Genomic DNA, 25,558 nt, shown 5'->3' on the forward strand with positions numbered 1-25,558 from the left:
CCATCGGCATCGACGACCATTTCTTCGAGGCCGGAGGCAATTCCTTAAGCCTGATCAAGCTGCTGTCGAGAATCAAGAGCGCGTTCGGCGTTGCTCTGGAATTACACAGCCTCTACAAGCACCCGACGATCAGGCTCGCCGCGCAGTACATTGTCACGGAAGAATACCGGCGGGCCTCCGAAGAGGACGGCATCTATTTGCTTAACGAGCAGAAAGAGGCTCATATCTTCGCTTTCCCGCCGATAGCCGGGCTTGGAATCGTTTATAGTGAGCTGGCGCAGGCGATCGGATCGCACTCGCTCTATGCGTTTGATTTTATCGAAAGCGACGATCGTATCGACCGCTATGTCAGCTTAATGACAAGCAAGCAGCAGGAAGGCCCTTATGTGTTATTCGGCTATTCCGCCGGGGGCAACTTGGCGTTCGAGGTCGCGGCCGAGCTGGCCCGCAGGGGTCTGGAGGTTTCGGACCTGATCCTGCTGGACAGCTATAAATTCGACAATGCTGTCGTGCGGATTCAATCTGCGGACACCGCGAATGTATATCAAGACATCCTTGAGGAGGCCGGCACCCATCCGTTGTATCGGAAGCTCTTTGAAACAGGTGATTTTAAAGACAAGGTCAAGCATAAAATCGAGGCGTACTCACATTATTTGAACGGACTCGCGAACGACGAAGTCATCGGTACCAACATTCACTTTATCGAAGCGGAAAAGGCGGGAGAGGCTCCGAGAGCGGAGAATCCGGCTGTCGTTCCGATAGCTTGGAGCGATTATACGACCAAGCGTTATACGCGATACCAAGGGTTCGGAAAGCATGGCGAGATGCTCGCCCCCGGTTACTTGCACAGCAATGCGGCGGTGCTGACGAATATTTTGCAGCAGACCCGCAATATCACCGTAGTCTAAAAAAACAGCCGCAGCATCACCAAGGCAGGGCTGTCCTGAAAGGCCGTTTTAGCGGCCCAAAGGGCGGCCCTTTTTTGCTGTACCCGCTTTGGAGGTCTTAACCGTTTGACGATTGCTTGATAGAAAGGTACTATTTTAATAGGAAAATCCTGATTTAGGTAAAGGATGGAAAACGATGTATAACCTGCTGATCATTGAAGATGACAAGGATTTAGCGGACGCCATGAGAAAGCTGCTTTCCAAATGGGGCTATCATGCCGTCGTCTGCGAGGACTTTGAACATATTATGAAATCGTTCGAAGCGGCCGAGCCGCATATCGTGCTGATGGATATTAACATTCCGGCTTTTGACGGCTTTTACTGGTGCAAGAAAATCAGAGAGGTTTCGAGCGTCCCGATCGTTTTCGTTTCGTCCAGAGAGAGCAGTATGGATATTGTGATGGCGATGAACAACGGGGGAGACGACTATATCCAGAAGCCTTTTGACAGCCACGTGCTTGTGGCGAAGCTGCAGGCGATTATCCGGCGCACCTATGAGTACCGGACGGTCGAGACGCAGCTGATCGAGTGCAACCAGGTGATTCTCAATCTGAACGATACGAAGCTTTATTACGGAGAGGCGAGTCTGGACCTGACGAAAAACGAGTTTCGAACCTTAAAGACGCTGATGGAGAATAAGGGGAAGGTCGTATCCCGGGAAAGCTTGATGAAGCAGCTCTGGAATGACGATCTGTATGTCAATGAAAATACGCTCACCGTGAATATGAACCGGTTAAGAAAAAAATTGGAGGATATCGGCGTCGGCGATTTCATCCATACCAAAAAAGGAATGGGCTACATCATCCCATGAGGCTGCGCGATTATATTCGAAGCCACAAGCTGTGGCTTATCAGCAATGCGGTTCTGGTGCTCTTGACGAACGGCATCTTGTTCGGCAGCGTGCCGCTCGGCCAAGGAACGGCGGATATCGTTTATATGGACGTTCTGCTCGTCACGACGCAGCTTGTGTTTTTCGTTTACGGCTACGTCAAGCAAAAGAGAACGTATGCCCGCTTCCTGCACGACACAGGAGAAAAGGGGCGAAAAACCGATCCCCAAGGCGATTTCTATACCGATATGCTGACCAAAGCTCTGGAACGGCAGCACAAGCTTTTTTCGGAAAAGGAAGAAGAGTACAAGAAAAAAATGAACGAAACCCAGGAATACATGACGCAATGGGTGCACGATATCAAGGTGAACCTTGCGGTGAGCGAGCTGCTGCTTGAGGAGATGGAGAACGGACACGAGCTGAGGAACCAGATCGAGCAGATGAAATTCAGGATTCATCAGGTGCTGCAGATGACCCGGGCGACACATTACAATGAGGACATGGCCGCGGAGGAAGTGGACGTCTGTCAGGTATTGCGGAACGCCATTAAGGAGAACGCGCTGTTCTTCATTCATAAAAATATCGAGATCGAGACGGATTTGAAGCCGTTTACGGTCATTAGCGACAAAAAATGGGTATTCGATATTTTATGCCAAATCCTGAACAACAGCAGCAAATATACGCCCCCGGGCGGCCGGCTGACGATCGCCGTAAGGGAAGAGGAGCGGGCTTATTACGTCAGCATTCGGGATAACGGCATCGGCATTCCGCGGGAGGATCTCCCCCGCATTTTCGACAAAGGGTTTACCGGCAAAAACGGTCGGTCGGGTACGAAATCGACGGGAATGGGGCTTTATTACGCGAAGAAAATGGCGGAGCGTTTAAGCATAGGACTCGAAGCAGCGAGTGAAGAGGGCGCCTATACGGAATTCACGGTCATTTTCTACAAGCTGTCCGATTATTATACCGTCTATTCGGCCATCCGCTAGCGCGCTACGGCCAAGGTGGGAAGCAATCGTAATAGATTTGTTGAGACAGATTCTCGTCCAGGCTGAGCAGGCCCATGCGACTTTTGCGCACGGGCCTGCTTTTTTATTTGGAAAAAAACTTAAGAATTGGGCCGAACCTGCCGATATAAGCAGTTAGGTTAGGCGGGTTCGCTTTACGCGCTCCGGGCTGGGCCAGGGGATGGGTTTGGCCGGCCGCATATTCGGCAATCTTTTGTGCCGACGCAGCTCCGACCATTTTTGCAGCGCGGTGCTCGCGGCCGTGCTGGCTGCGATGGCGAGCAGATCCGAAGCGGTTGCTTTTCGGACGATCGCATAGATCCCGGTGCTGGAGATCAACTCGATCACAATGACCTTCTTGAGATCCGAAGCGGATATCGCAAGGAACGGATAGGGGTTGGGCTTGGCTTTTGAGGTGTGCAATCGTCTGCCCTCCTGCTCGTCGGATATAGCCGGCGTACGATATAAGGTATGGCAGTCGGATTTTGTCCTATGCGGAATTGGCAAAATAAAAAGCCCGCCCCAAATCTTTTTGAGATTTGGCACAGGCTTGCTTGATCGCATGAACTTATCGATACGTTGAAACGCCGATGAGACCTATAATCAGAAAAGTAAAGATCAAATATACGACAAATCCGATGACCATCCAGAGCAGCGCGGCTTTCGCATAATTCGATTTGTTCGGATTCGCTCCGCCGCCAAAGGCCCATACAAACAGCATAATAAGGTTGACGAGCGGGATGATCAAAATCAGCATCGTAATGAGCCAATCTTTTACTGTCATGATCGGTGCGGATTGAGGCTGGTTAGCGTAGTTCACGTTCGCCCCGGGATTTACATTTGTGTTCACGTGGAAATTTCCCCCTAAACGATTTTCTTGAGCAATATAGAATATGTATTCCAAGGTGTGTGTTACATATTACAAAAAAAATAATATTTTACCTAATATATTGCTCATGTAGAAAATAATATGCGATATTTTGTATAATTTCAAGATATTTTTTTGTAAAATGTTGTTTAGCGTCATTTTTTGTCGGTCGTCAAACGCTGCTGTTGGAGTAAAAAAGGCAAAAAACCGCTGCCCGTCGGCGGCGGTTTTCCGCTTTTGACCTTGGTTCGTAAACATTTGTTAACGTTCTGTAAAACCGTTAGATCTTCTTCTCAAGAGTCAACTGCCAAGAGACGCCAAACTTATCTTGAACCCAGCCGAACTTTTCGCTGAACGGATAAGCTCCCAGCGGCATCATAACAAATCCCCCGTCGGACAGCTTCCCGAATACCCGGTCGATCTCCGCTTCCGTATCACATGTTACATATAATGACATAGAAGGGGTGAACGTGAAGTCGTGCTTCACGCTGCTGTCGATGCACATAAACACTTGTCCGTTGAGCGAAAATAAGGCTTGCACCACGGTTCCTTCGGCACCGGATTCGTTCGGTCCGTAATGCTGCATGCTGATGATTTCCGATTGGTCAAATAAAGTGATGTAGAAATTCATGGCCTCTTCGGCTTTACCTTCGAACATGAAGAACGTGGTGATTTTTTGTTTTGCGTTTCCCATCCTAAATCCATCTCCCTTATGAAATCGACTTATCCTATTAGAAGTATTAACCAAAACCATCCGAATCAATCATGTAAATCACCATCCGAAACCAAGATAGCAATCCGTAAGAAATCGCTGCTTGGTTCATATGCTAGAATAAAAGGGATTCCAAAGGCGCCTCTCGAATATACCTTGACAGGAATATTCCAATTCGGATAACATTGATTGCATGAATTCGATCTTGAGTGCTCTTGCGGAGCCCAACCGCCTAAAGATCGTCGAGCTCTTGCGTGACGGCCCGCTCACCGTAGGGGAAATCGCCGATCGGCTTGGGCTCCACCAGCCGCAAGCTTCCAAGCATCTTCGCGTCCTTAGCGAAGCCGGACTTGTCGAGATGCAGCCGGTCGCTAACCGCCGGATTTACAGGCTGCGGCCCCAACCGTTGTTGGAGCTGAATCGTTGGCTCGCATCGTTCAGCCGCGTTTGGGAGGAAAGGTTCGACCGTCTGGACGATTATTTGCTCGAGCTGCAAAAGTCAGACCGGAAACCTGACGACAAGCCGTAGCCGCGCCGCACATGACGGCGTGCGCTGATGGCGAGCCATAGGAGAGGAGGGTCGTCTACGATTTGAAGAAGGCTTCAAAGCTTGGTGGAATTTCCGCCAGTCAAGTCCGGAGTTCCCGCAATACATTCAAATTAACGATGAGGTGATCGGTCATGGCATTTACAGCGGATAAAATGTTTGTTAATTTACCGGTTAAAGATTTGAACAAATCCATCGAATTTTTTACGAAGCTCGGCTTTGAGTTCAACGCCCAGTTTACCGATGAAAACGCCACTTGCATGATTATCAACGACAACACGTTTGTCATGCTGTTGGTTGAAAGCTTCTTCAAAACGTTTACGAAGAAAGACATTTCGGATACCGCCAAAAGCACGGAAGTGATCGTCGCCTTATCCGCCGACAGCCGGGAACAGGTGGACGAGCTTGTCAATAAGGCTTTGGCTGCCGGTGGCCAGGCTTCGAACGATCCGACGGACCATGGCTTTATGTACACATGGAGCTTCCAGGATATCGACGGTCATCTGTGGGAATTAATCTACATGGATGCAAGTGCGATCCAACAAGCGTAGGAGAAAATATGCTGCAAACCTCCCGTACATATGGGAGGTTTTTTCACGGGAATCACGTTATCATGTGTTCATTGGGACTTGAGCCTGCCCATTCCAAATTTACTCACGAGAACAGGAAAAGCAATGGGGTACATTGGCTACCACGATAAAGTATCTTTATTGAAAAAAGTGCAATCGTTCGATAAATAGGGAGATAAGTGGCGAATGGGAGAAGAGTTATAGTAAGATGACCTCAAAAAGATCCCAAAGGAGAAAAGCGATGTGCCGAAATATTAAGACGTTGTTCAACTTTGACCCTCCGGCAACCGAGGAAGAGATTCAAGCCGCCTCGCTTCAATTCGTGAGGAAGCTGTCCGGCTTCAACAAGCCTTCGAAGGCGAACGAGGAAGCGTTCCAGCTGGCCGTTGAGGAGGTCACGGCCGCTGCCCGGAAGCTGCTGGACTCGCTGGTAACGCATGCCGAGCCCCGCAACCGCGAGGTGGAAATCGAACGCGCCCGCATCCGATCGGCGAAACGGTTCGGGGTTGAAGAGAAATAAGATACATATAGAAGCAGGATAAAAAGAAACAGCCTCTCAATCCTTGGCGAGGATGGGGAGGCCATTTTTTCAACGGAAACATTATTTTTTTACGGCATGGATATAATGAATCGTCTCGAACGCAGACAAATCGTCTGTGCGATGGCTAAAGAAAAGGTCTTGGATCGCCGCCGGCGACAGATGCTCATAAATGAGCAAGCCTGATGGTTCCAGCAGATTCTCGATTTCGTCATAAGTGAAGCACGATTTCATCGGTTCTCCGCTTGCGGAAGCCATGCTCACCATATGTTCAACCCGGTTAAACCTCCCTTTTTCTTCAAACAGGTTTTCGTCCGCATAATCCATAACGATAGAACTTCCTGCAGGGACTTTGGCAAATAAATGACAGAGCAAGCTTGAAATTTCTTCTTTCGTTAAATAATACGAAACCCCCAACAGGCTAAAGAACGTTTTTTGGTTTTCAAATCCTTCCTCTACTAGATGTTGATAAGCAAACTGACGGGTGAAGTCCATAGGAACAAAATGAAGATTGCTCGGAATGTCAAACTTGGCTTGATTCAACCTTTTCTTTTTGAATTCCTGGGTAGCCGGATGATCGACTTCAAATATTTCCAGGCGATTGCTCAATTCCGGATGCCGGAAGCAAAACGTATCCAGCCCGGCTCCGAGGATGACATACTGCTTTAATCCTAACCTGACTTCGTTGAGCAATACGTTTTCGCAATACGCAGCACGTGCCAACGGTGTAGGGGAAAGCTGAACTTGTACAATCCATTTCAAAATTTCATCCGGATTATCCTGTAACCTTTCAGCCATATCCTGATTGAAAAACGGTATCCCTCGAATCATATGTTCTCTGATGTCCGAAAACTCTTGTTGGGAAATGAGATTCACTGCCAAAAAGTCATCGAAAATTTTGGGTGTGTCATATTGGCTGTGATAGGCTCGACCAAACGCGGATATTAAGGAAGTTAAACTGGACTCCGTTGGCTTCATACAATGCTCCTCCAGCATAAAAAAATAAGATTCCCCTGGCCAGGAGAATCTTATTATACACACGATTTATTTAAATGTAAATTATAGCATAAACAAATAAATTTGTCAATAGGTAATTGTTCTTATTGCAAGACACAAAACAGCCCCCCCCTCTATAAAAATATGAAATTTTGGATTTTCACATTTCTCTTTTTGTTCTTGTTTTTCGGATTACAATAAAAACAGAGGCAGCGATCTGTGCGGCTGCCACAGGATACAAAAGGAGGGGGAATGGCATGAGTTGGAAATGGGGCAAACAACTGCTGCTTTTTGGCTACCAGGAAGCGATGTCCTGCGTGTTTCCCGCTTGCATTTTTCTTTCGTTGGCCTTGTTGAAAATCGCACCGCTGCCCGGGATGCCGGCTTACGACTGGATGCTCGTCATCTGTATCGCCGTGCAAATCGTCATGGTGCGGGCAGGGCTGGAGACGATCGACGAGCTGAAGGTTATCTGCGTGTTTCATCTCATCGGTCTGGCGCTCGAATTGTATAAAGTACATATGGGCTCTTGGGATTATCCGCAGCCGGGCTGGACCAAAATCGGCGGCGTCCCGCTCTATAGCGGCTTCATGTACGCGAGCGTGGCCAGCTATCTATGCCAAGCCTGGCGCAGGCTGCACATCCGCTTGGAACGATGGCCGTCTTCCGTCTGGACGGTTTCGCTTGGGGCGGCGATTTATTTGAATTTTATGACCCACCACTTCATCCCCGATTTGCGCTGGCTGCTTGCGGCTCTGCTGTTTGTACTGTTTTTCCGGACGGCGCTGTATTTCAAAGTGGGCGACAGCGTGTACCGGATGCCGCTCACGCTTGGTTTTGCGCTGGTCGGCTTTTTTATCTGGATCGCCGAAAATATCGGAACTTGGCTGGGGGCATGGCGGTACCCCCATCAACAAGACGGCTGGAGCATGGTGTCGTGGAGCAAGTTCAGCTCCTGGTTTCTGCTGGTGATTGTCAGCTTTATTATTGTAGCCCAATTGAAGCATGTAAAGGAGAACCTGCGGCGCGAAGGGTAGAGGAGGGTCAGCCTGCTTTCCGCACCAGACGCTCGGAAAGCGGGTCCCAGGTCATGCTCTGTCCGCTGAGCGCGTTGAAGGCGTCAAGGGATAAATACAGCGTGCCCTTATCGACATGGACGGTATAGGCTGCCGCCTGGCCGTTCAATGCCGCGCTGCCGTCTCTCAGGCTCACGACAATCGTTGTGCCGCCTTTGACGAACCGCACGGTGCCGGAAGTCTCGTCCCATTCCGTCGATGCCCCCAGTTCCGCGGCGAGCGCTTTGGCCGGATAGACGACCGATCCGCCGGGTGCCGTCTTGAACCTGGGGTACCAATACTTGGCCTGCAGCCCGGCGGTTGCGGCATCGAGATCGACGCCGATCGTTTTGGCGCCCGCCTTGGCAATGTCCGTGTTATCGATTTTTCCCTTCACGAGATCGGCAATCGGTCCGTATGCCCAGACGCCCACATCCACCCCGGAATGACCGTGCCCGGACCACCCGGCTAACAGCCGTTTGGAAATGACGGCGTTATACGCGCCTTCCCGCTCGTAGTCCGTACCGTCGCCATTCAGAATGAAGCGGGCCTCCTCGTCGCTCAAATCCGTAATCCACGTGTGCGCTTGAACGAGCTGCCGGATTTCGTCCAGCGTTCGGGCTTTCTCAAGAGCTGCATTCAGCATCTGGGAAGATTGCTTTTGCCGGTTCCAGAGGTCGATAGGCAAGTCGTACATGTTATCGCGGCCAAGAGACAGACCGCCCGTCTCATGGTCTGCGGTGACGACAACGGATGTGCTGCCGTCTTTCTTGGCGAAATCCATTGCCGTCTTCACGGCCGCGTCGAAGTCCAGCACCTCCTTGACCATGGTCGGCAAATCGTTGGCATGCGCGGCGTGGTCGATCCGGCCGCCTTCGATCATGAGCACGAAGCCTTCGGGCTTGGCCGAAAGCAGCTCGATCGCTTTTCCCGCCAGTTCGGCCAGACTCGGGGAAGAGCTATCGCGATCGATGGCATAGTCGAGGTGCGACCGGCCGAGAAGGCCGAGCACTTTATCATGCTTTGCAGTCAGCGCTTTTAGTCCGGCCATGTCTTGGACGACGGAGTAGCCTGTGGCCTCGAAATCGGGAACAATCGTTGTGTCCGAACGTTTTCCGCCGGCTTCCTTTCCCGTAAAATAATCCGCGCCTCCGCCGAGCAAAACATCGACGCCGCTATCCAGCATTTGCGAAGCGATGGCCGCTTCGTTCTTGCGGCTGCGTACGTGGGAAGCGAATACGGCCGGCGTCGCGTGCGTGATTCTTACCGTCGTGACGAGTCCGGTCGCTTTTCCTTTCGCTTCCGCGGCTTCAATCACGGAGGCGTAGGGCTTGGCCACCTCTTCGTTGGAGAGGCTGACCGCGGAATTGTACGTTTTGCGGCCGGTCGCCAAAGCGGTTCCTGCCGCCGAGGAATCGGTGATCATGCCGGATTCGACGCTGCCGTCCGCTTCCCCGCGTTCCGAAAACGTACTGGCTTGACCGACGTAGTAACCGTCCAGATGCAGGCTCTCCGTTCCCAGAATAGCTTTGGAATAAAGCCGTGCGGCTGTAACCTGAGCGGGTCCCATGCCGTCACCGATCAGCACGATGAGATTTTTGGACAGCGGCTTCGCACCCTCGTTCTCGGCGTACAGCGAAGCCGGGATCAGGCTGCATAATAAGAAGGATGCAATAAAAACACTTGCGGCTTTCTTCTTCATCATTTATTCCTCCCATCGGTATAAGGATATCCCAACTTATTATAGTATAAGGAATAAAATGTAAGTAGTAAAATGATTTAGAAAAATTCACTCTGATATGCTCGCCGGACGTTTCCATGAGGACGATACTTCACGCAAACACTGCCTTTCGGCGGTGTTTTTTATTTTAGGTTCTGTATTACTCCTCCATGGAATGGAAATAAATGAAGCATAACGAAAAGCTGGAGGTTTCGCATGATCGAAGGGACCAGACCGCCAACCGATAACCCTCAATTTGACAAAAGCGACGTCCGATCTTTCGTCGATCTGCTGATCCATACGATTGGAAATCCGCCGGACCTCATTCATCAATCGTTTACTTTTGGCCCCAGCCTGGAAGGCACCTATTTATTTATTGAAACCTTGGCCGACAAGAGGAAAATCGAAGATAACGTTCTTCGTATGTTCGCCGGGGAGGCGTTGTCCGGCGGTTGGGAAGGCGAATCGGAGCTTGGGGAGCTGCTGAAGCGCCGGCTGCCGGTTGCCGCGATATCGGCCTGCTCCGATTTGCAGTCAAGCGCGCAAAGTCTTCTGGAAGGAAAGTGTCTGCTCGTCATCCCGGAGTCGGAGCATGTGCTCGCGCTCGACACGGCAAAATTTTACCAGCGTCAAGTGTCGGAGCCCAAAACGGAAACGACGGTACAGGGACCCCACGAGGCGTTTATCGAGGACATTGCCACGAATGTCGGCTTGATCCGCAAAAGAATCCGTACGGCCGCCCTGCGTTTCGAGCAGCTGCAGATCGGCACGGCAACCGAGACGAAAGTGCTTATCGTCTACATGAAGGATCTCGCGCCGGAGGAAGTGGTGAGCGAGTTCCGGCGACGAATCAAGCCGATCCATACGGACAGTATTCTGGACAGCACCTACGTGGAGGAATGGATTCAGGATAAAGCCTGGACCATCTTTCCGACCTTAATGCGAACGGAACGGCCCGACGTCGCGGCATCCCATCTGCTGGAAGGGCGGGTCGCGGTCATGGTGGACGGCAGCCCGCTGACGCTGATCGCTCCTTTTACGTTTATGCAATATTTTACGTCTCCCGAGGATTATTACCAAAGGGCGGATATTGCCACCTTTTTGTTGTGGATCCGGTTTCTGGCGTTTCTGCTCTCCGTATTCGTTCCTTCGCTTTACATTGCTGTAACTTCGTACCATCAAGGGCTGCTTCCGCCTGCGCTTCTCATCAATATTTCGGCACAGCGGGAAGGGGTGCCGTTCCCCTCCTACATGGAGTCGTTTCTGATGCTGGTCATCTTTGAGGTGCTGCGCGAGGCCGGCCTGCGTATGCCGCGGATTGCGGGTCAAGCCATATCGATCGTCGGAGCGCTCGTCTTGGGCGAAGCGGCGGTCAATGCGGGCCTCGTATCGGCAGCGATGGTCATCGTGGTCGCCATCACCGCGATTGCCAATTTTGTCGCTCCTTTCTACAACTTCGGGGTTGCGCAGCGGTTTCTGCAATACGGTTACATGATTTTGGCCGGGTTTATGGGCGGCTTCGGCATCTTATGCGGAGTGCTGTTCACGCTCGTTCATTTGGCTTCGCTCAGGTCGTTCGGCGTGCCTTACCTGGCTCCGGTTGCGCCAACGTTCTTCTCGGATTGGAAGGACATCTTGGTCCGGGTGCCGCGGCCGTGGTTGACGACCTTCCCCCGCATGAACGATGCCAAACGGAAAAAAAGGTGAGCCGCATGATTCTTGAAACGATCGTCCGTACGGGAAAGCTGCTGGCGCTGGCCGCAGCCTGCTGCAGTTTTACGGGCTGCTGGGATATGGTTGAGGTCAATCAGCTTGCCATCGTAAACTTGGTCGGGATGGACAGGGAACCCGGTAACGGGAAATACACGGCGTATTATCAAGTGATTAACCCTCCGGGAGTCGCCGTGCAAAAGGGGGCAGGCATCAAAGCTCCGGTCTATACGTACAAGATAGACGGATATTCCGCCGTGGACTTGGCCGATAGAACGTTCGATCTCATTCCGAGACGACCCTTTTACGATCATTACCAAGCTTTGATCGTGTCCGAACGGTTTGCGAAAGAAGGATTAAGGGAAGTGCTTAATTTTCTTGAGAAGCAGCCGGACCGAAGAGCTACGATTCATCTGCTCGTCACGGATTCGCCGCTCTCGGATATGATGAAGACGTATATTCCGCTTGAACGACTGCCCGGCCGTGCCGAACGCTCAATGATCGAGTTCCAGTCCAAATACTCCGGCTGGGAAAGCAAGCGGTCCCGTGTAAAAGATTTGGTCGAGAACATGGAAGGCTCCGTGCTAACCGTCCTGCCAATCATCAGCTTAGCCGGCGCCAAGCCGATGCCGACTACCGAACGGTACGAGCAAATCGACGCCAATCAAGGGAACTTCATCATGAAGGGAGCCGCCGTATTCAAGCATGACCGGATGATCGGCCGGTTGGAACCGTCCGATCTGCCCTGGTTCTATTTATTGGACGGCAGGATCGGCGTATTCAGCGAATCGCTGATCGTCAATGGAGAACGCGTCGACCTTCAAGCGCCGAAGCCTGAAGTCCGCAAGCAGCTGGCGATGGTGTCCGGCAAGCCGGTGTTAACCATGGACATCTATGCGGAGACCCAGCTTTTCGAAAACGACCAGAACGTCAAATTAACCGGGCAAAATCTGGATGAAATCAGAGCGCAGTTTAACGCGCAGGTGGAGAAAAGAGCTTCCGAGTTCTACGAGAAAACGAAACGGCTCGGGTGGGACCTGCTCGGAATCGAAGCGCAAATCAAGCGTAAACCGGGAAAGGAATGGGCGGATGCCAAGAAGGAAGAAGGAGCTTGGAAAAAAACGGAGCTTCAGCTAACCGTACATAGCAGCATCCGGATCATCGGCACGACCATCGATCCGTATAAAGAGAAGAGGGGATAGTCGTTGGAGAACGCTCGTATCGGCGGTTGGCAGTTTTTTTTGCTGGTATTTAACTTTACGATCGGCACCGCTTTTTTTCTTCGGCCGGGAGGGATGATTGCCGCGGCGCAACAGGATGCTTGGCTTGTGCCGCTGTGGGCGGGGGCTGCCGTCGTCTTGATCGCTTGCCTGTGGCTCATCCTGGCGGAAGGTAATCCGGGACTGAGCATCGTCCAGATTTGCATCAAGGCGGCGGGAACTAAAATCGGCGGGTTCATCGCGCTTTTGTATATCTGGTTTTTTATCCAGACCTCCAGCTGGGTCACCCGCAATTTGGGGGACTTTATGAAATCGACCCTGATGCCGAATACGCCGATTTCCGTGTTTCACTTTATGTTTTTGATCGTGGTGTGTTACGCGTCCGTCAAAGGGGTGGAAAGCATTGCGCGGGTCAACGAATTTCTAACCCCTGCGGTCGTATTCCTGCTGGTGGCCATCTGCCTGTTTGCCGTAGCCGAATGGAAGTGGGAACGCTTCGAGCCCATGTTTCAGTTACACGTGTGGGAGACGATGAGAGAGACAAGAGCCCTTATCGGGTTCCCTTTTCTCGAAGTCGTTTCCTTGATGATGCTGGCTCCTTATGTCAAGAGCGGGATTAAGACCGCTTTGCTGCTCGGCATCGGACTGGCGGCCCTGCTTTTAAGCGGAATCATTTTCGTGACGATCGGCGTGCTTGGCGTGACGCGGGCTTCCCATTTTACGTATCCGCTGTTTATTATCGCACAAGAGCTGCGGATTGCGGAATTTATCGAGCGTGTGGAAACGACGATCGTGATCGTATGGCTCGTATGGATTTTCATCAAGCTGTGCATCACGTATCATTGCGCGGTGACCGGCATCTGCCAATTGTTTCGGCTGAGCGACCGAACCTGGATCGCCATCCCGCTCATGCTGCTGGTTTCGGGCTTTGCAATTACGTTCAGCGACAACGTCGTAGAAAATATCGAGTGGGACAAACGGTATATTTTTCAATATGCCAGTATTTACGGAGTCGTATTCCCCGTCCTGCTTATTATCCTCACCCGGGTTCGCAGAGGCCGGAACAAAGACGGGAGGGAGGCAGCGTGACCGGGTTCATCCTATGTTTCCTCGTAGCCCTCGGCGCCGGCCTTGCTGCGATGCTGCGCAGCCATAAATCGCTAAAGGAAATCGGACTGTTCGTCACCTTGTCCTGTCTTGGCTGTATCGTCTGGATAAGCATTTTTCTCCATCGCGAGATCAATCCGACCCGGTGGCTCGGCTGGCTGCTCGACCGGGCAGGCCTGTAAGCGTCCCGAACGGCCAAGCCACCATTCCCCTTAAATCAATAACCCGCCCCGTTCCTTATGGCGAGCGATGACAATTTCGCTGTGCACCGAAGTGATCCCCCGAATCGACTGAAGCTTTGTCATATACCGCTCGGCATGCTCCGGATCGTCCAGCAGGGCGTGGACATGCAGATGCGGCTTGCCGCTCATCTGGTACACGTTCGTGATTTCCTCGTCTGCCGTCAGCTCGCCGATCACCTGCTGCATGCTTTCCCATGTGACTTCGATATCAAAATACATCGACAGCATTTTGCCCGCTTTCAGCGGATTCACGGTAATCGTGAACCGGTCGATGATGCCGTTGCTGACCAATTGGTTGATCCGGTCGCGGACGGCCGCGCGGGTCAGGTTGACAAGGCGGCCCAATTCCGCGTTGCTCAGCCGCCCGTTCTCCGATAAATGCTTCAGAATCCGGGTGTCGATCTCGTCCAAATTTTTAAATTGCATGCCATTCAACCTTTCGGGGAAACTTTAAGCTCATTATATCATATACAATGTAAAGTGAACATGTACATATATTGATCGAAAGTAAATAATGTAGTATACATATGTATGTAACTAGCACGAAAGGAGTGAGAGGTTTTGACCATCATGGCGGCGGAAATTTTATTGATCTCTATCTTGGCGGGCATTGTCGGTTCCGTCCTTGGTCTCGGCGGAGGCATCGTCGTGACGCCGGCGCTGACGCTTCTGTTCGGCGTAGACATCCGACTTGCCATCGGCGCAAGCATCATCTCCGTTATCGCGACTTCGAGCGGAGCGGCGATTGCTTACATCAAAGACCGGATCACCAATGTCAGAGTCGGCATGTTTTTGGAGATCGCAACGACGGTCGGCGCGGTTACCGGGGCATTCCTGGGAGGTCTGATGTCTCCCGCGGTACTGTATATCATCTTCGGGCTGCTGCTGCTGTATTCCGCGTTGGCGATGCTGAAGAAAGGGAAGAGCGAGCTGCCCCAGGACGTTCCGATGCATCCGTTAGCCCAAAAGCTCAAATTACAAGGCGCTTACTATGACAAGGCGTTGAACGAAAACGTCTCTTATCACGTGGACAATGTGTACGGCGGCTTCGGAGTCATGTACGGCGCCGGCGTCGTATCCGGCTTGCTTGGGATCGGCAGCGGCAGCTTTAAGGTGATGGCGATGGACGTGTTTATGAAGCTCCCGCTCAAGGTATCCAGCGCCACGAGCAATTTTATGATGGGTGTGACCGGGGCAGCCAGCGCGGGCGTGTATTTGTTCAGGGGGGACATTGATCCCGGAATAGCCGCTCCCGTCGCTTTGGGCGTATTGATCGGAGCGACGGCCGGGGCCAGAATCATGCAGCGGATGAAAAGCACGACGATCCGCAAATGGTTCGTACCCGTCCTGACGTATGTCGCCGTACAAATGATCCTGCAAGGAACGGGGGTTATCGTATGAGCCAAGGGGATGGACATAAAGCGGGCGGCCGTCCGATTGCCGCCGTGGAGCTCAGGATCAGCCAATATTTGCGGGCGGGAGTGCTTCTCAGCGCAGCCGTCATTTTACTGGGGCTGGCCCTCTTCCTGATTCTGGGGGACAGCGGATACCCGGGGCGGACGTTTCCGGCCCGTTTGCCGGACATCGGGCAAGGCTTGCTGCAGCTTAAACCGTACGCCATCATTTTGACGGGGCTGCTGCTGCTGATCATGACGCCTGTATTCCGGGTAGGAATATCGATCTTCGTCTTCTTGAAGGAAAAAGATTATTTATATGCGTGCATCAGCCTGCTTGTTTTTCTCATCCTGGTCGTCAGCTTTTTACTCGGCAAGGCTTAGCGCGTTGACGGTGTTCCAGGAGGTGTTTCCGATTGAAGCCTGCGATACGAGGGCGCCCGGATTTTCTGCTCTTTTTTATCACCATCGTGCTTGTCTGCTTCGGTCTCGTCATGATTTTTAGCGCCAGCTCGCCCCAGGCTGTCCTGAAGCATGGAAATGCCTCGTACTACTTGTTTAAGCAGGGAATGTTTGCATTGGTCGGAGGCTTTTTCCTGCTGTTGTTCATGCGTCTTCCTATTCAACTCTGGAAGAGGGCGGCGCCGTTTCTTCTGCTGACCACGCTGCTCTTGCTGATCCTGGTGCTGATTTGCGGTACGAACATCAATGGCGCGAAACGGTGGTTTGCCGTCGGCGGGTTAAATTTTCAGCCTGCCGAATACGCCAAGCTGGCGATCATCGTTTATTTAGCGGCCTTGATCAGCAGAAAAGGGGAGGCTGTCCGCGTGTTTAAAACGGGATTGCTTCCCTTAGTGATTGCGGTAGGAATTGTCCTCCTGCTTGTCCTGCTGCAGCCGGATTTCGGCACCGTGATCATTCTCGGCTTTATTGCCGGCGCGGTCATTGTGACGGGCGGCGTAGATTTGCGCCATCTTCTTGTTCTGGCTCTCGGACTTCTGCCGGTGCTTGTTCTCCTCGTGGTCGGTAAAAGCTACCGGCTGGAGCGCCTCGTTTCGTTCGCCGCTCCGTTCGATCACCGGACAGACTCCGGCTATCAGCTTGTCCAGTCGCTTTATGCTCTTGGGCATGGCGGAGTCACGGGGAGCGGCTTGGGCCAAAGCGTCCAGAAGCTTTTTTATTTGCCGGAAGCGCATACGGATTTTATCGCTGCGGTGATCGGCGAGGAATTGGGTTTTATCGGCACCTTGCTACTTTTTGCCATGTTTTTCGTCTTTATATTGCAGGGCTTTATGGCCGCGTTCAAGAGCGAGGATCCGTTTGCCTTCCTGCTGGGCATGGGAATCGTAACGATGATCGGCATTCAATTCGTGCTGAACATCGGGGCCGTTACCGGCAGTCTGCCGATTACGGGCGTTCCGCTGCCTTTTATCAGCTACGGAGGCTCCTCCTTAGTATCGTGCATGGCATGCACCGGTATTTTGTTAAGCATCTCGCGCGACAACAACCGCAGGCGGCAGGAGCGATTGCGCCAATCCCAAGAATCGAAGATCGAGGTACCCGTATGATATTTTTGGATAAGCTGAAAAAAATAGACCGCGGCATCCTTGTATTTATGCTGTGCTTGGTGGCCGCCGGCACGGTGGCGGTTTACCGGGCCACCGCAGGGACCAAATTGGATGGTCTGCACATCAGCAGCATGATCTATTTCGGGGTCTTTTGCGTTCCGATGCTGCTGGTAACGGTGCTTAATTACCGGTTGCTCACAGGCAAGCTGGCTTACTACTTGTATGCCTTCGGCATCGGCATGCTTGCCTACGTTCATTGGAAAGGGCACGTCGTGAACGGGGCGGCCCGGTGGTTAAGCATCGGCTCCGTGGAAATTCAACCCTCCGAGCCGGTGAAGCTGTTTACGATTCTGCTTGCTGCGCATCTGCTGCAGAAGCGGCAGGGAGAGAAGCTGCGCTTCGTTCAAGATCTCCTGCCCGTCTGCGCCGTATTTGCGGTACCCATTCTTTTTATTTTGAAACAGCCGGATTTGGGCACGGCTCTCGTATTTGTGGGCATCTTTTTCGGGATGATCTGGACGGGAAACATCCGGTTGTCGTATATGCTGACCGCCATTGGCGCTGCCGGGATTGCGGTAGGGTCGGTGCTGTGGCTGTATTATGCCGACCGTGAACTGCTGTCGAAGATCGTCAAGCCGCATCAGATGGCGAGAATCCAGACGTTCCTGGAACCGGGAAGCGATCCCCAGAAGTCGTGGCATTATGAACAAGCGCGGATGGCTATCGGTTCGGGCCAATTGCATGGAAATAACGAACATTACCAGCAGCAGGGGTTTGTCCCTTATGCGTACTCCGACTCAATCTTTGCGGTTGTTGGCGAAAAGTACGGGTTTTTGGGCGCGACGATTCTGCTCATGCTGTATTTTTTGCTGATCTACCGGATGGTCGGCATTGTTTTGGAGACGAAGGAATTGGCGGGCACTTACCTGGTTGCGGGGGTGACGGCCATGCTCGTTTTTCAGATTTACGTGAATATCGGGATGCACATCGGATTAGTTCCGTTAACCGGCATCTCTTTGCCCTTTATCAGCTACGGAGGAAGCTCGCTGCTCACCAATATGATTGCGCTCGGATTCGTTCTAAGCGTCAAAATTCATCAGGGCCAGTTTGAATAAAGCGGTTCTTCGCCTCATTTGCACCGGATCTGCACATTATCTTCATTTTTTCCTAGTATTCTTTCTTGAAGAGAAGGCCGGAGGGGAATAGAATGATAGGGATAACGAAGGAAACGGGAGAGCAAGCGATGCATAGAACGATATTGATTGTAGAAGACGAGCCTATTTTACGCGAAATTATGAAGGATTATTTCATCAACGAAGGCTATGACGTGCTGGAAGCGGGGGACGGGAAAGAAGCGCTGTCGCTCTTTCAGGAACGCGAAGTGCACTTGATTATTTTGGACATTATGCTGCCGGAGCTGGACGGCTGGTCCGTGTGCCAGCGCATCCGCAAGAGCTCGAACGTTCCTATCATTATGCTGACGGCCCGGGTGGACGAGGACGATACGCTGCTCGGATTCGAGCTGGGCGCGGATGACTATGTGACCAAGCCGTACAGTCCGCCGATTTTATTGGCAAGAGCGAAGCGGCTGCTTGAGAGCAGGCCGGTTCAAGAGTCCGCGGGCGATACGTTGGTGAGCAGCGGCATTGCGGTGCATTTTCCTTCCCGTACCGTCACGGTCGACGGGGTTAACGGCAATCTAACGCATACCGAATTTGAAATATTAACGTACTTGATGAAAAACAAAGGAATCGTCATCACAAGAGAACAGCTCATTACGAAAATTTGGGGCTATGATTTCGCAGGCGACGACCGCACCGTCAACAGCCACATCCGCAATTTGCGCCACAAATTAGGGGATAAGTCCAAATGCATCATGACGGTCGTGCGCTCGGGCTATAAATTCGAGGATCACGCATGAGGATCGGCATCGTATTGAAGCTGTTTTTGCTGACGTCCGCGTTATGCATCCTTATTCTTACGATCATTTTTGGCGGGCAAGCCGTATTTTTCAAGCAATTTTATGTGCATCAAAAAGAGGAGGATGTCAAGACAGCCCTTCAATCTTACCGCCAGGATTACCTGAAGCATGCCGGGGACGCACAGGCCGTAGCCAAGCTGGAGCAAGATTTCTATCGAAAGCATGGCACCTGGATCACGGCATTGGACGCCATGGGCAATTTGAAATATACGGACGATTTTTACATGGAGGTCCGCTTGAAGCGCTCTACTGACACACCCGCCCTTTCCAATAAAACGATGACCATCCCGCTGTACAGTGTCATGAATGTGGAGGATTTCAGTAAAGGCGGTCCGTTTCTTGAACCATTTATTAAAGAGGGGCAGCCAATTGCCATGGAAGGCATTATGGTGAAAAATCGGTTGTTCCCGCAGCGGATGGGGCCAAGGGCATCCAATCTGAGAGAGGAAAATCGTCTGGAAAATCAGCAGCTGGTGAAGAAGGAGTATGAAGTCGTCCCCCGATTCGAGAATCCGGTCAAATATCATGAAAAGTATCCCTCTGCTCTGGTCCTCGGAACGATTACAAAGGTCCAGACACCGGAAGGTGCGGGAGCTGCGCGCTATACGAACCATTTGTATCTGGAACGGGTCAAAGCTTTTCAAGCGGATCTTCTCTACGGAGACTATGATGACCATTCGAATGCGGTCCGGATCGTGAATTATGAAGAAAACAATGTAAATTACAAAATGTTCGTGGACCGCATTGAAGATCCGACGGGGGATCCCACGTACATTTTCGCGATGACCTCGCTGCAGCCTGTGGATGAAGCCGCAGGGGTGATGCAAGATTACTATGTCTATATCATTATCGCCACACTGCTGCTCGTGCTGCTGGCATCGTTCTATTATTCCCGCGGGATTGCCCGTCCTTTGCTGCGCATCAACCATACGACGAGAAAGATTGCGGACCTGGACTTTTCCGAAAAAATTCCGATCACAACCAAGGATGAGATCGGCGATCTGTCCCGCAATATTAACGAGCTTTCCGACCGGCTGCATTCCTATATCGCACAGCTGCAGCAGGATATCGAGAAAGAGAAGCAGCTGGAGCATACGAGGAAAGAATTTATTTCCGGCGTATCGCACGAATTGAAGACACCGCTAAGCGTAATCCAGAGCTGTCTGTCGATTCTGGGGGACGGAGTGGCGAGCCACAAGAGAGACCACTATTTCGCCGCCATGGAGAACGAAGTGAAGAAGATGGATCTGCTGATCGTCGATATGCTCGATCTGGCCAAATACGAGTCAGGGACGTATAAGATGAAAATGGACTCGTTTGCGATCGATGCCGTCATTGGGCAGGTATGCGGGAAATTGGCGATGGACATCGAGCAAAAGCAATTGCAGCTGCACCTCCGGCTGTCCCCGGCTGTCGTGGTTGCCAATCAGCATCGGATCGAGCAGGTGATCGTCAATTTCTTAACCAATGCCATTCGGCATACGCCGGAACGAGAAGCCATTCACGTTTCGACCGTCGAATCGCACGATACGGTGACGGTACGTGTCGAAAATAAAGGGGCGTCCATTCCAGCCGAGCATCTGGAGAAAATCTGGGACCGGTTTTACCGCGCCGAGCCTTCCCGTCATCGTTCCACGGGAGGAACCGGGCTGGGGCTTGCGATCTGCAAGAAAATATTGGAGCTGCACGGGGTGCCTTATGGCGTGACCAATACGGCGGACGGCGTGCTGTTCTTCTTCTGCTTGAATAAGAAAGTGTAGAACTTCGGTTCTGCACTTTTTTTGTATGCTTGCAGCTCTCGTAATTCTTTAATTCATCTGAATACGATCTGCATTTCATCTTTATCTTTCTCTATTAATCTATCGATAGAGAGAGGAGATGGATGGAGTGGGAAGCAAGAAAAGAGCAAGATGGGGCGTGATGCTCGGTGCCGCAGGGCTGCTGTTTTTCGGGCTGGCGAAGGTGACGGCTTTTTCGGAAAAGGAGGTCGTGAAGCCGGGCGGAGCGCCTGCGGACACGAACGCGGCAGCCTCGGCCGACGGCAAGCCGCAAGGGAAGGTCGTCTACTTAACATTTGACGATGGCCCGAGCGAGTGGACGGGGCAATTTCTCGACGTCCTGAAGCAAAATAACATCAAGGCGACCTTTTTTATGCAAGGAAGCAACTTGAAACGTACCGAGCTGCAAGGCCAAGTAAGACGCGCCGTACGGGAAGGGCATTACGTCGGCGGGCACAGCATGACCCACCAATATAAGAAGCTGTACGAGGAGAAGCAATTCGTGCCGGAAATGAAGCAAACCTTGTCGCTCATCCGGCAAATTACGGGCGAGAATCCGCATTTGGTGCGTCCGCCGTACGGTTCGTCGCCGGGATTAAACGATAAGCGCCTCCGCGATCAAATTGCGCAAGCGGGGATCAAGGTGTGGGACTGGACCATTGATTCGAACGATTGGAAGCTCAAGGGGCACCCGAACGAGATCGTCGACAATATCAAGAAGCAGACGAAGGCGGATCTGGAGGTCGTACTCATGCACGAAAAACCGCAGACGCTGCAAGTGCTGCCGGAAATCATCGATTTTTATAAGCAAAAGGGCTACAAGTTCGCCGTATATGACGAAACGAAGCATTTTCACCTGAATTTCATGAAGGATCATCGCTTGTAAAATCATAAAGGAGTGGGAAATCGAAATGGTAAACAAATGGACGGCAATCGTACTGACAGGGGCTATCGCATTCACGCTCGCGGCCTGCAGAAATGAAGAACGGGAGCAGGGCCTGGCCGCTGCAACCCGCGACAAGGAAGCGGCAGCAGCGACCGCCGAGACTTCGTATAAATCGATGTACAGCTCAAGCGTCTTTCTCGGGGACTCGATTACGGAAGGACTATCGTTCCATGGGATGCTGGATGACAAAAACGTGATGGGCAAAGCGGGCGCGACCGCCATGTTCGCCTTGGAGGATGTGGACGACTTGGCCGGCCGAAATCCGAAGCACGTATTCATCCAACTAGGATCGGACGATCTCTTATGGCCTACGGACAATCCCAAGCAATTTTCGCTGGCGAACTATGCGAAGCTGATCGGAAAAATCAAGGAAAAGCTGCCGAAAGCCAAAATTACGATTTTATCGGTCACGCCGGTGACGGCGGAAGCGGAGAAGAGCGAGCCGCGCTATAAAAACATTGCGGATTACAATCAAGGCCTGAAGGAGCTGGCCGCCAAGGAAAAGGTGGGTTTCACCGACGTATCCCCGATTTTTGCGGCTCATCCGGACCTGCACGATACGGACGGCATCCATATGAAAGCCGAATATTATACGCAGCTGCTGAAGCTTTTGCAGGATCACGTGAAATAGGAGCTTCCGGCAAGGAGTGAACGGGCATTGGTATTCAGCAGTCTGATCTTTCTATTCTTGTTTCTGCCATTGACGCTCTTGGTTTATTATGTGTCGCCTGCCGGGCTGCGGAATGCTGTGCTCCTCTTCGTCAGTCTGGTGTTTTATGCGTGGGGAGAGCCCGTATATATCGTCATCATGGTCTTTTCGACCCTGTTCGATTATGCGAACGGGCTGCTGATCGACAAGTACAGAAGCCGTAAAGGCATCGCCAGAACGATATTCATCGGCTCCATCGCCGTCAATCTGGGGATTCTCGGCTTCTTCAAATATTACGGCTTCCTCGTGGACAATCTCAACCAGCTGTTCGGCTTGTCGATTCAGGCGGCCGCGCTTCCGCTTCCGGTCGGCATCTCGTTCTATACGTTTCAGACGATGTCTTATGTGGTGGACGTGTACCGGGACAAAATCCCGGCGCAGCGCAACCTGCTGTCGTTCGGCGCCTATATTACGATGTTTCCGCAGCTTGTTGCGGGTCCGATCGTCAAGTACGGCGATATTGCGCACCAGCTCGCGGGCCGGACCATAACGCTGGACCGGTTCGGCGAAGGGGCGGAGCTCTTCATCAGGGGGCTTGCCAAAAAGGTGCTTCTGGCCAACAACATCGGGCTGCTGTGGGCAAGTGTGAAAGCGACGCCTGCGGACGAGCTGACCGTGGCTTCCGCCTGGCTCGGCATCATCGCCTTTACGTTTCAGATTTATTTCGATTTCAGCGGCTATTCGGATATGGCGCGCGGCCTCGGCAAAATGTTCGGGTTCGATTTTATGGAAAACTTCAACTATCCGTATATTTCCAGAAGCATTACGGAGTTTTGGCGCAGGTGGCACATCTCGCTAGGCTCCTGGTTCCGGGAGTACGTGTATATTCCGCTTGGCGGCAACCGGATGGGGATGCTCAACCAGCTCCGGAATTTGCTCGTCGTATGGCTCCTAACCGGATTGTGGCATGGGGCGAGCTGGAATTTCGTCGTCTGGGGCTTGTATTTCGGGTTCTTCGTTACGGTCGAAAAGCTGTTTCTGTTAAGGTGGCTGCAAAATAAACCGCGCTTTGTCGGACATGGGTATACGCTTGTCATCGTCATGGTCGGGTGGGTGTTTTTCGAATTCGAGAAGCTGTCGTCAGCCACCGCCTATATCGGGACGATGTTCGGCTTCGGGGCGCATGGCTTGGCGGACAACCGCACCTGGTACGACTTGTCGGCGAATCTCCTGCTGCTGGTCGTCTTGGCTTTATGCTCGACTCCGCTTCCGGGAAAAGCGATGACCCGGCTGACCGAAAGGTTCCGGAGGACAGGCGTAGTCGCCGCTCCTGCGGTCTATTTCGTTCTGCTGTTTCTGTCAACGGCTTATTTGGTCAATGCCACCTATAACCCATTCCTCTACTTTAGATTTTGAAGAGGGTGATCTTCATGCATAACATGCACAGGTACAGCAAACGTTCGCAAGCGATGATCGCCATGCTGCTCCTGTTTTCGCTCGGGGGCGTCATGCTGGTCAATCTGTTTAAGCCAAGCAAATCATTTTCGGAAGCGGAAAACCGGAGCTTGGAGCAGCTTCCGCCGTTTTCGTTTCACAGCTTGGTTTCGGGAAAGTTTACTGCCGGCTTCGAGAAATATATCTCCGATCAATTTATGGCCAGGGATTTCTGGATCGGCGTCAAATCCGATGCGGACCGGGCCATGGGGAAGAAGGAGAGCAACGGGGTTTACCTCGGGAAGGACGGCTATTTCATTCAAAAATTCACTCCGCCCGCAGACGGGGATTTGGAGAATAAGGTGAACGCGATCCATTCCCTGGCTAAGGCTGCGCCTGGATTGCGCATGTTCGTCATGCTCGTACCTACCGCCGCCAGCGTGCTTGCCGATAAGCTCCCGGACTACGCGCCAGCGGGCGAGGAGCTGACGTATCTCGATCAAGTGAAGCAGGCGCTGCGTAGGGATATTCGCTTTGTCGACGTATATCCCGCGCTTCATGCGCAGCGGGAAAGGTCCGTCTATTATAAAACCGATCATCACTGGACGACAAGAGGCGCATTCTACGCTTATCAGGAGCTAGGCAAGCGGATGGGACTGACCCCGAGGAAGGAAGAAGACTTCACCATCCGCCAAGTGACGGATGAGTTCTACGGCTCGCTGTATTCGAAGAGCGGCTTCAGACATGTCGAGCCCGACAGTATCGAGCTGTATACGCTGAAGGCGGGCGAGAGCTGTATCGTAGAGTACGTCGATGAGGGTCAAAGCTCGCATTCCATGTATGCGATGGACAATCTCGGCAAGAAGGACAAGTACACGGTATTTTTTGGCGGCAATCATTCCTTGATCAAAATAACGACAGGCCTTCGCGACGGAACGAAATTGCTGGTGGTCAAGGATTCGTATGCCAACAGCTTCATTCCTTTTCTAGCTTCGCATTTCAGCGAAATTTATGTCGTCGACCCGAGATATTACGAGAAGGACTTGAAGGCGCTCATGCAAGAGCGTCAAATCCGCGACGTGCTGCTGCTGTACAACGCCAATACGTTTTTTGAGGATCCGTCGTTGAACCAACTGGCGGAGTCGCCGGAATAAGCCGGAAAGGAGGGGAAGATTGATGGTAAGCTTATTTGCAAAAGCGAACGGGAAGCGCTTGATCCCGCTGCTGGTCATTGCGGTCCTTTTCGCCGCCGTGATGATCGGCTGCTCCGGCAAACCGGAGGGGGGCCGCAGCGATGTGACGGTTGCCGAACTGGCAGAACGGCTGAAGCAAGCGGTGAAGCTGGATGAACTGAAGCAGCGGGACAAAGAGACGCTTCAGCGGTTATATCATCTCCGCGGCGATGAAGTCGAGGACTTCGTTCTGTATACGGCCGTATCGAATGTGAAAGCGGACGAAGTGGCTGTCATTCAAGTGAAGGATGCGGCCCAAGCGGAACGCGTCAAGCAGCAAGTATCGAAAAGGATCGATGCGCAAACGGTGAAATTTAAAGACTATCGCCCGGAGGAGTACGCTTTGGTCCAAAAGCATGTCTTGAAGAGCGAAGGCCGCTTTGTTCTATTTGCCGTATCGAAGGACGCTGACCGCCTGGAGCAGCTTTTCATCGAGGCACTTCGTCGGAGTTGACCGTGCCGCCTGCGGAAACACAATGCATTTGTCCCTGAACAAAAGTGGAATTGCC

The 25,558-nt window shown here is 52.1% G+C and carries 28 protein-coding genes; 22 read left to right on the forward strand and 6 right to left on the reverse strand.

What is annotated here, in order from left to right; genetic code table 11:
* The 3 genes from PEH01S_RS24215 to PEH01S_RS24225 form a co-directional block, all read left to right on the forward strand.
* On the forward strand, positions 1-908 hold a 908-nt coding region (locus PEH01S_RS24215; RefSeq protein WP_246063054.1), incomplete at its 5' end, for a thioesterase domain-containing protein.
* 175 nt (positions 909-1,083) lie between these two features.
* A complete protein-coding gene (locus tag PEH01S_RS24220) occupies positions 1,084-1,758 on the forward strand; it encodes a response regulator transcription factor (protein ID WP_127488539.1) in 675 nt (224 codons plus the stop codon).
* On the forward strand, positions 1,755-2,765 hold the full coding sequence (locus tag PEH01S_RS24225; RefSeq protein ID WP_127488541.1) for a sensor histidine kinase: 1,011 nt from the start codon (positions 1,755-1,757) through the stop codon (positions 2,763-2,765). The genes PEH01S_RS24220 and PEH01S_RS24225 overlap by 4 nt, the downstream gene beginning before the upstream one ends.
* A 153-nt stretch (positions 2,766-2,918) precedes the next feature.
* Here the strand turns inward: PEH01S_RS24225 and PEH01S_RS24230 are convergent, their stop codons facing one another.
* From PEH01S_RS24230 to PEH01S_RS24240, 3 genes are all read right to left on the reverse strand, one after another.
* Positions 2,919-3,206, reverse strand: coding sequence for a hypothetical protein (locus PEH01S_RS24230; RefSeq protein WP_127488543.1), 288 nt, complete (start codon positions 3,204-3,206; stop codon positions 2,919-2,921).
* Between the two features lie 145 nt (positions 3,207-3,351).
* Entirely contained in the window at positions 3,352-3,633 is a 282-nt protein-coding gene (locus tag PEH01S_RS24235) for a hypothetical protein (RefSeq protein WP_025850419.1), read from the reverse strand.
* A gap of 298 nt (positions 3,634-3,931) precedes the next feature.
* Positions 3,932-4,345, reverse strand: a complete 414-nt coding sequence (locus tag PEH01S_RS24240; protein WP_127488545.1) for a VOC family protein — start codon at positions 4,343-4,345, stop codon at positions 3,932-3,934.
* A 211-nt stretch (positions 4,346-4,556) separates the two neighbouring features.
* Here PEH01S_RS24240 and PEH01S_RS24245 point away from each other — a divergent pair, with 211 nt between their 5' ends.
* From PEH01S_RS24245 to PEH01S_RS24255, 3 genes are all read left to right on the forward strand, one after another.
* A complete protein-coding gene (locus tag PEH01S_RS24245) occupies positions 4,557-4,892 on the forward strand; it encodes an ArsR/SmtB family transcription factor (RefSeq protein ID WP_025850416.1) in 336 nt (111 codons plus the stop codon).
* Between the two features lie 152 nt (positions 4,893-5,044).
* Positions 5,045-5,461 (forward strand): VOC family protein, encoded by a 417-nt coding sequence (locus PEH01S_RS24250; RefSeq protein ID WP_025850415.1) that lies wholly within the window; start codon positions 5,045-5,047, stop codon positions 5,459-5,461.
* A gap of 259 nt (positions 5,462-5,720) precedes the next feature.
* Entirely contained in the window at positions 5,721-5,999 is a 279-nt protein-coding gene (locus PEH01S_RS24255; protein ID WP_025850414.1) for a DUF2277 domain-containing protein, read from the forward strand.
* 81 nt (positions 6,000-6,080) lie between these two features.
* On the opposite strand, the gene PEH01S_RS24260 is transcribed toward PEH01S_RS24255, so the two are convergent.
* Positions 6,081-6,995, reverse strand: coding sequence for a class I SAM-dependent methyltransferase (locus tag PEH01S_RS24260; protein WP_127488547.1), 915 nt, complete (start codon positions 6,993-6,995; stop codon positions 6,081-6,083).
* A gap of 275 nt (positions 6,996-7,270) precedes the next feature.
* On the opposite strand from PEH01S_RS24260, the gene PEH01S_RS24265 reads away from it, so the two are divergent.
* Positions 7,271-8,050: a DUF817 domain-containing protein gene (locus tag PEH01S_RS24265; protein ID WP_025850412.1), complete on the forward strand. Its 780-nt coding sequence runs from the start codon at positions 7,271-7,273 to the stop codon at positions 8,048-8,050.
* A gap of 7 nt (positions 8,051-8,057) precedes the next feature.
* Here the strand turns inward: PEH01S_RS24265 and PEH01S_RS24270 are convergent, their stop codons facing one another.
* Positions 8,058-9,773, reverse strand: a complete 1,716-nt coding sequence (locus PEH01S_RS24270; RefSeq protein WP_127488548.1) for an alkaline phosphatase — start codon at positions 9,771-9,773, stop codon at positions 8,058-8,060.
* Between the two features lie 231 nt (positions 9,774-10,004).
* Between PEH01S_RS24270 and PEH01S_RS24275 the strand changes: the two genes are divergently transcribed.
* Genes PEH01S_RS24275 through PEH01S_RS24290 form a run of 4 tightly spaced genes read left to right on the forward strand, consistent with a single transcriptional unit; the run spans position 10,005 to position 14,007 of the window.
* Positions 10,005-11,495: a spore germination protein gene (locus PEH01S_RS24275; protein WP_127488549.1), complete on the forward strand. Its 1,491-nt coding sequence runs from the start codon at positions 10,005-10,007 to the stop codon at positions 11,493-11,495.
* Positions 11,496-11,500: 5 nt separating this feature from the next.
* Positions 11,501-12,700, forward strand: coding sequence for a Ger(x)C family spore germination protein (locus tag PEH01S_RS24280; protein ID WP_025850409.1), 1,200 nt, complete (start codon positions 11,501-11,503; stop codon positions 12,698-12,700).
* Between the two features lie 3 nt (positions 12,701-12,703).
* Positions 12,704-13,807, forward strand: coding sequence for a GerAB/ArcD/ProY family transporter (locus tag PEH01S_RS24285; RefSeq protein WP_127488551.1), 1,104 nt, complete (start codon positions 12,704-12,706; stop codon positions 13,805-13,807).
* Positions 13,804-14,007: a hypothetical protein gene (locus PEH01S_RS24290; protein WP_025850407.1), complete on the forward strand. Its 204-nt coding sequence runs from the start codon at positions 13,804-13,806 to the stop codon at positions 14,005-14,007. The genes PEH01S_RS24285 and PEH01S_RS24290 overlap by 4 nt, the downstream gene beginning before the upstream one ends.
* Positions 14,008-14,037: 30 nt before the next feature.
* Here PEH01S_RS24290 and PEH01S_RS24295 read toward each other — a convergent pair whose 3' ends face one another.
* Entirely contained in the window at positions 14,038-14,493 is a 456-nt protein-coding gene (locus PEH01S_RS24295; protein ID WP_127488552.1) for an Lrp/AsnC family transcriptional regulator, read from the reverse strand.
* A 144-nt stretch (positions 14,494-14,637) separates the two neighbouring features.
* Between PEH01S_RS24295 and PEH01S_RS24300 the strand changes: the two genes are divergently transcribed.
* The 11 genes from PEH01S_RS24300 to PEH01S_RS24350 all read left to right on the forward strand — a co-directional run bounded on the left by PEH01S_RS24300 (position 14,638) and on the right by PEH01S_RS24350 (position 25,503).
* Entirely contained in the window at positions 14,638-15,468 is an 831-nt protein-coding gene (locus PEH01S_RS24300; protein WP_246063057.1) for a sulfite exporter TauE/SafE family protein, read from the forward strand.
* Positions 15,465-15,845, forward strand: coding sequence for a DUF1634 domain-containing protein (locus tag PEH01S_RS24305; protein WP_127488554.1), 381 nt, complete (start codon positions 15,465-15,467; stop codon positions 15,843-15,845). The genes PEH01S_RS24300 and PEH01S_RS24305 overlap by 4 nt, the downstream gene beginning before the upstream one ends.
* A 32-nt stretch (positions 15,846-15,877) precedes the next feature.
* A complete protein-coding gene (ftsW, locus tag PEH01S_RS24310; protein ID WP_127488555.1) occupies positions 15,878-17,029 on the forward strand; it encodes a putative lipid II flippase FtsW in 1,152 nt (383 codons plus the stop codon).
* Positions 17,026-18,144 (forward strand): FtsW/RodA/SpoVE family cell cycle protein, encoded by a 1,119-nt coding sequence (locus PEH01S_RS24315; protein ID WP_025850402.1) that lies wholly within the window; start codon positions 17,026-17,028, stop codon positions 18,142-18,144. The genes ftsW and PEH01S_RS24315 overlap by 4 nt, the downstream gene beginning before the upstream one ends.
* A gap of 128 nt (positions 18,145-18,272) precedes the next feature.
* Positions 18,273-18,950 (forward strand): response regulator transcription factor, encoded by a 678-nt coding sequence (locus PEH01S_RS24320; protein ID WP_127488593.1) that lies wholly within the window; start codon positions 18,273-18,275, stop codon positions 18,948-18,950.
* On the forward strand, positions 18,947-20,770 hold the full coding sequence (locus PEH01S_RS24325; protein WP_127488557.1) for a sensor histidine kinase: 1,824 nt from the start codon (positions 18,947-18,949) through the stop codon (positions 20,768-20,770). The genes PEH01S_RS24320 and PEH01S_RS24325 overlap by 4 nt, the downstream gene beginning before the upstream one ends.
* 127 nt (positions 20,771-20,897) lie before the next feature.
* Positions 20,898-21,674: a polysaccharide deacetylase family protein gene (locus PEH01S_RS24330; protein WP_302879290.1), complete on the forward strand. Its 777-nt coding sequence runs from the start codon at positions 20,898-20,900 to the stop codon at positions 21,672-21,674.
* A 25-nt stretch (positions 21,675-21,699) separates the two neighbouring features.
* Positions 21,700-22,365: a GDSL-type esterase/lipase family protein gene (locus tag PEH01S_RS24335; RefSeq protein WP_127488561.1), complete on the forward strand. Its 666-nt coding sequence runs from the start codon at positions 21,700-21,702 to the stop codon at positions 22,363-22,365.
* 27 nt (positions 22,366-22,392) lie between these two features.
* On the forward strand, positions 22,393-23,799 hold the full coding sequence (locus PEH01S_RS24340) for an MBOAT family O-acyltransferase (RefSeq protein ID WP_127488563.1): 1,407 nt from the start codon (positions 22,393-22,395) through the stop codon (positions 23,797-23,799).
* A 23-nt stretch (positions 23,800-23,822) separates the two neighbouring features.
* Positions 23,823-24,971 (forward strand): DHHW family protein, encoded by a 1,149-nt coding sequence (locus tag PEH01S_RS24345; RefSeq protein WP_164828032.1) that lies wholly within the window; start codon positions 23,823-23,825, stop codon positions 24,969-24,971.
* A 22-nt stretch (positions 24,972-24,993) separates the two neighbouring features.
* Positions 24,994-25,503, forward strand: a complete 510-nt coding sequence (locus tag PEH01S_RS24350; protein WP_127488567.1) for a DUF4358 domain-containing protein — start codon at positions 24,994-24,996, stop codon at positions 25,501-25,503.
* Positions 25,504-25,558 lie beyond the last annotated feature (55 nt).

The sequence above is a fragment of the Paenibacillus ehimensis NBRC 15659 genome (genome assembly GCF_004000785.1).
GTDB classification, from domain to species: Bacteria; Bacillota; Bacilli; order Paenibacillales; family NBRC-103111; genus Paenibacillus_G; species Paenibacillus_G ehimensis.

Bases quoted from the DNA above. Each gene is read 5' to 3' on its own strand.
- PEH01S_RS24345 (WP_164828032.1), top strand. From the start codon at position 23,823: ATGCACAGGTACAGCAAACGTTCGCAAGCGATGATCGCCATGCTGCTC.
- PEH01S_RS24240 (WP_127488545.1), bottom strand. From the start codon at position 4,345: ATGGGAAACGCAAAACAAAAAATCACCACGTTCTTCATGTTCGAAGGT.
- PEH01S_RS24225 (WP_127488541.1), top strand. From the start codon at position 1,755: ATGAGGCTGCGCGATTATATTCGAAGCCACAAGCTGTGGCTTATCAGC.
- PEH01S_RS24270 (WP_127488548.1), bottom strand. From the start codon at position 9,773: ATGATGAAGAAGAAAGCCGCAAGTGTTTTTATTGCATCCTTCTTATTA.
- PEH01S_RS24325 (WP_127488557.1), top strand. From the start codon at position 18,947: ATGAGGATCGGCATCGTATTGAAGCTGTTTTTGCTGACGTCCGCGTTA.
- PEH01S_RS24250 (WP_025850415.1), top strand. From the start codon at position 5,045: ATGGCATTTACAGCGGATAAAATGTTTGTTAATTTACCGGTTAAAGAT.
- PEH01S_RS24320 (WP_127488593.1), top strand. From the start codon at position 18,273: ATGCATAGAACGATATTGATTGTAGAAGACGAGCCTATTTTACGCGAA.
- PEH01S_RS24295 (WP_127488552.1), bottom strand. From the start codon at position 14,493: ATGCAATTTAAAAATTTGGACGAGATCGACACCCGGATTCTGAAGCAT.
- PEH01S_RS24315 (WP_025850402.1), top strand. From the start codon at position 17,026: ATGATATTTTTGGATAAGCTGAAAAAAATAGACCGCGGCATCCTTGTA.
- PEH01S_RS24305 (WP_127488554.1), top strand. From the start codon at position 15,465: ATGAGCCAAGGGGATGGACATAAAGCGGGCGGCCGTCCGATTGCCGCC.
- PEH01S_RS24265 (WP_025850412.1), top strand. From the start codon at position 7,271: ATGAGTTGGAAATGGGGCAAACAACTGCTGCTTTTTGGCTACCAGGAA.
- PEH01S_RS24300 (WP_246063057.1), top strand. From the start codon at position 14,638: ATGGCGGCGGAAATTTTATTGATCTCTATCTTGGCGGGCATTGTCGGT.
- PEH01S_RS24280 (WP_025850409.1), top strand. From the start codon at position 11,501: ATGATTCTTGAAACGATCGTCCGTACGGGAAAGCTGCTGGCGCTGGCC.
- PEH01S_RS24335 (WP_127488561.1), top strand. From the start codon at position 21,700: ATGGTAAACAAATGGACGGCAATCGTACTGACAGGGGCTATCGCATTC.
- PEH01S_RS24350 (WP_127488567.1), top strand. From the start codon at position 24,994: ATGGTAAGCTTATTTGCAAAAGCGAACGGGAAGCGCTTGATCCCGCTG.
- PEH01S_RS24275 (WP_127488549.1), top strand. From the start codon at position 10,005: ATGATCGAAGGGACCAGACCGCCAACCGATAACCCTCAATTTGACAAA.
- PEH01S_RS24255 (WP_025850414.1), top strand. From the start codon at position 5,721: ATGTGCCGAAATATTAAGACGTTGTTCAACTTTGACCCTCCGGCAACC.
- PEH01S_RS24245 (WP_025850416.1), top strand. From the start codon at position 4,557: ATGAATTCGATCTTGAGTGCTCTTGCGGAGCCCAACCGCCTAAAGATC.
- PEH01S_RS24220 (WP_127488539.1), top strand. From the start codon at position 1,084: ATGTATAACCTGCTGATCATTGAAGATGACAAGGATTTAGCGGACGCC.
- PEH01S_RS24260 (WP_127488547.1), bottom strand. From the start codon at position 6,995: ATGAAGCCAACGGAGTCCAGTTTAACTTCCTTAATATCCGCGTTTGGT.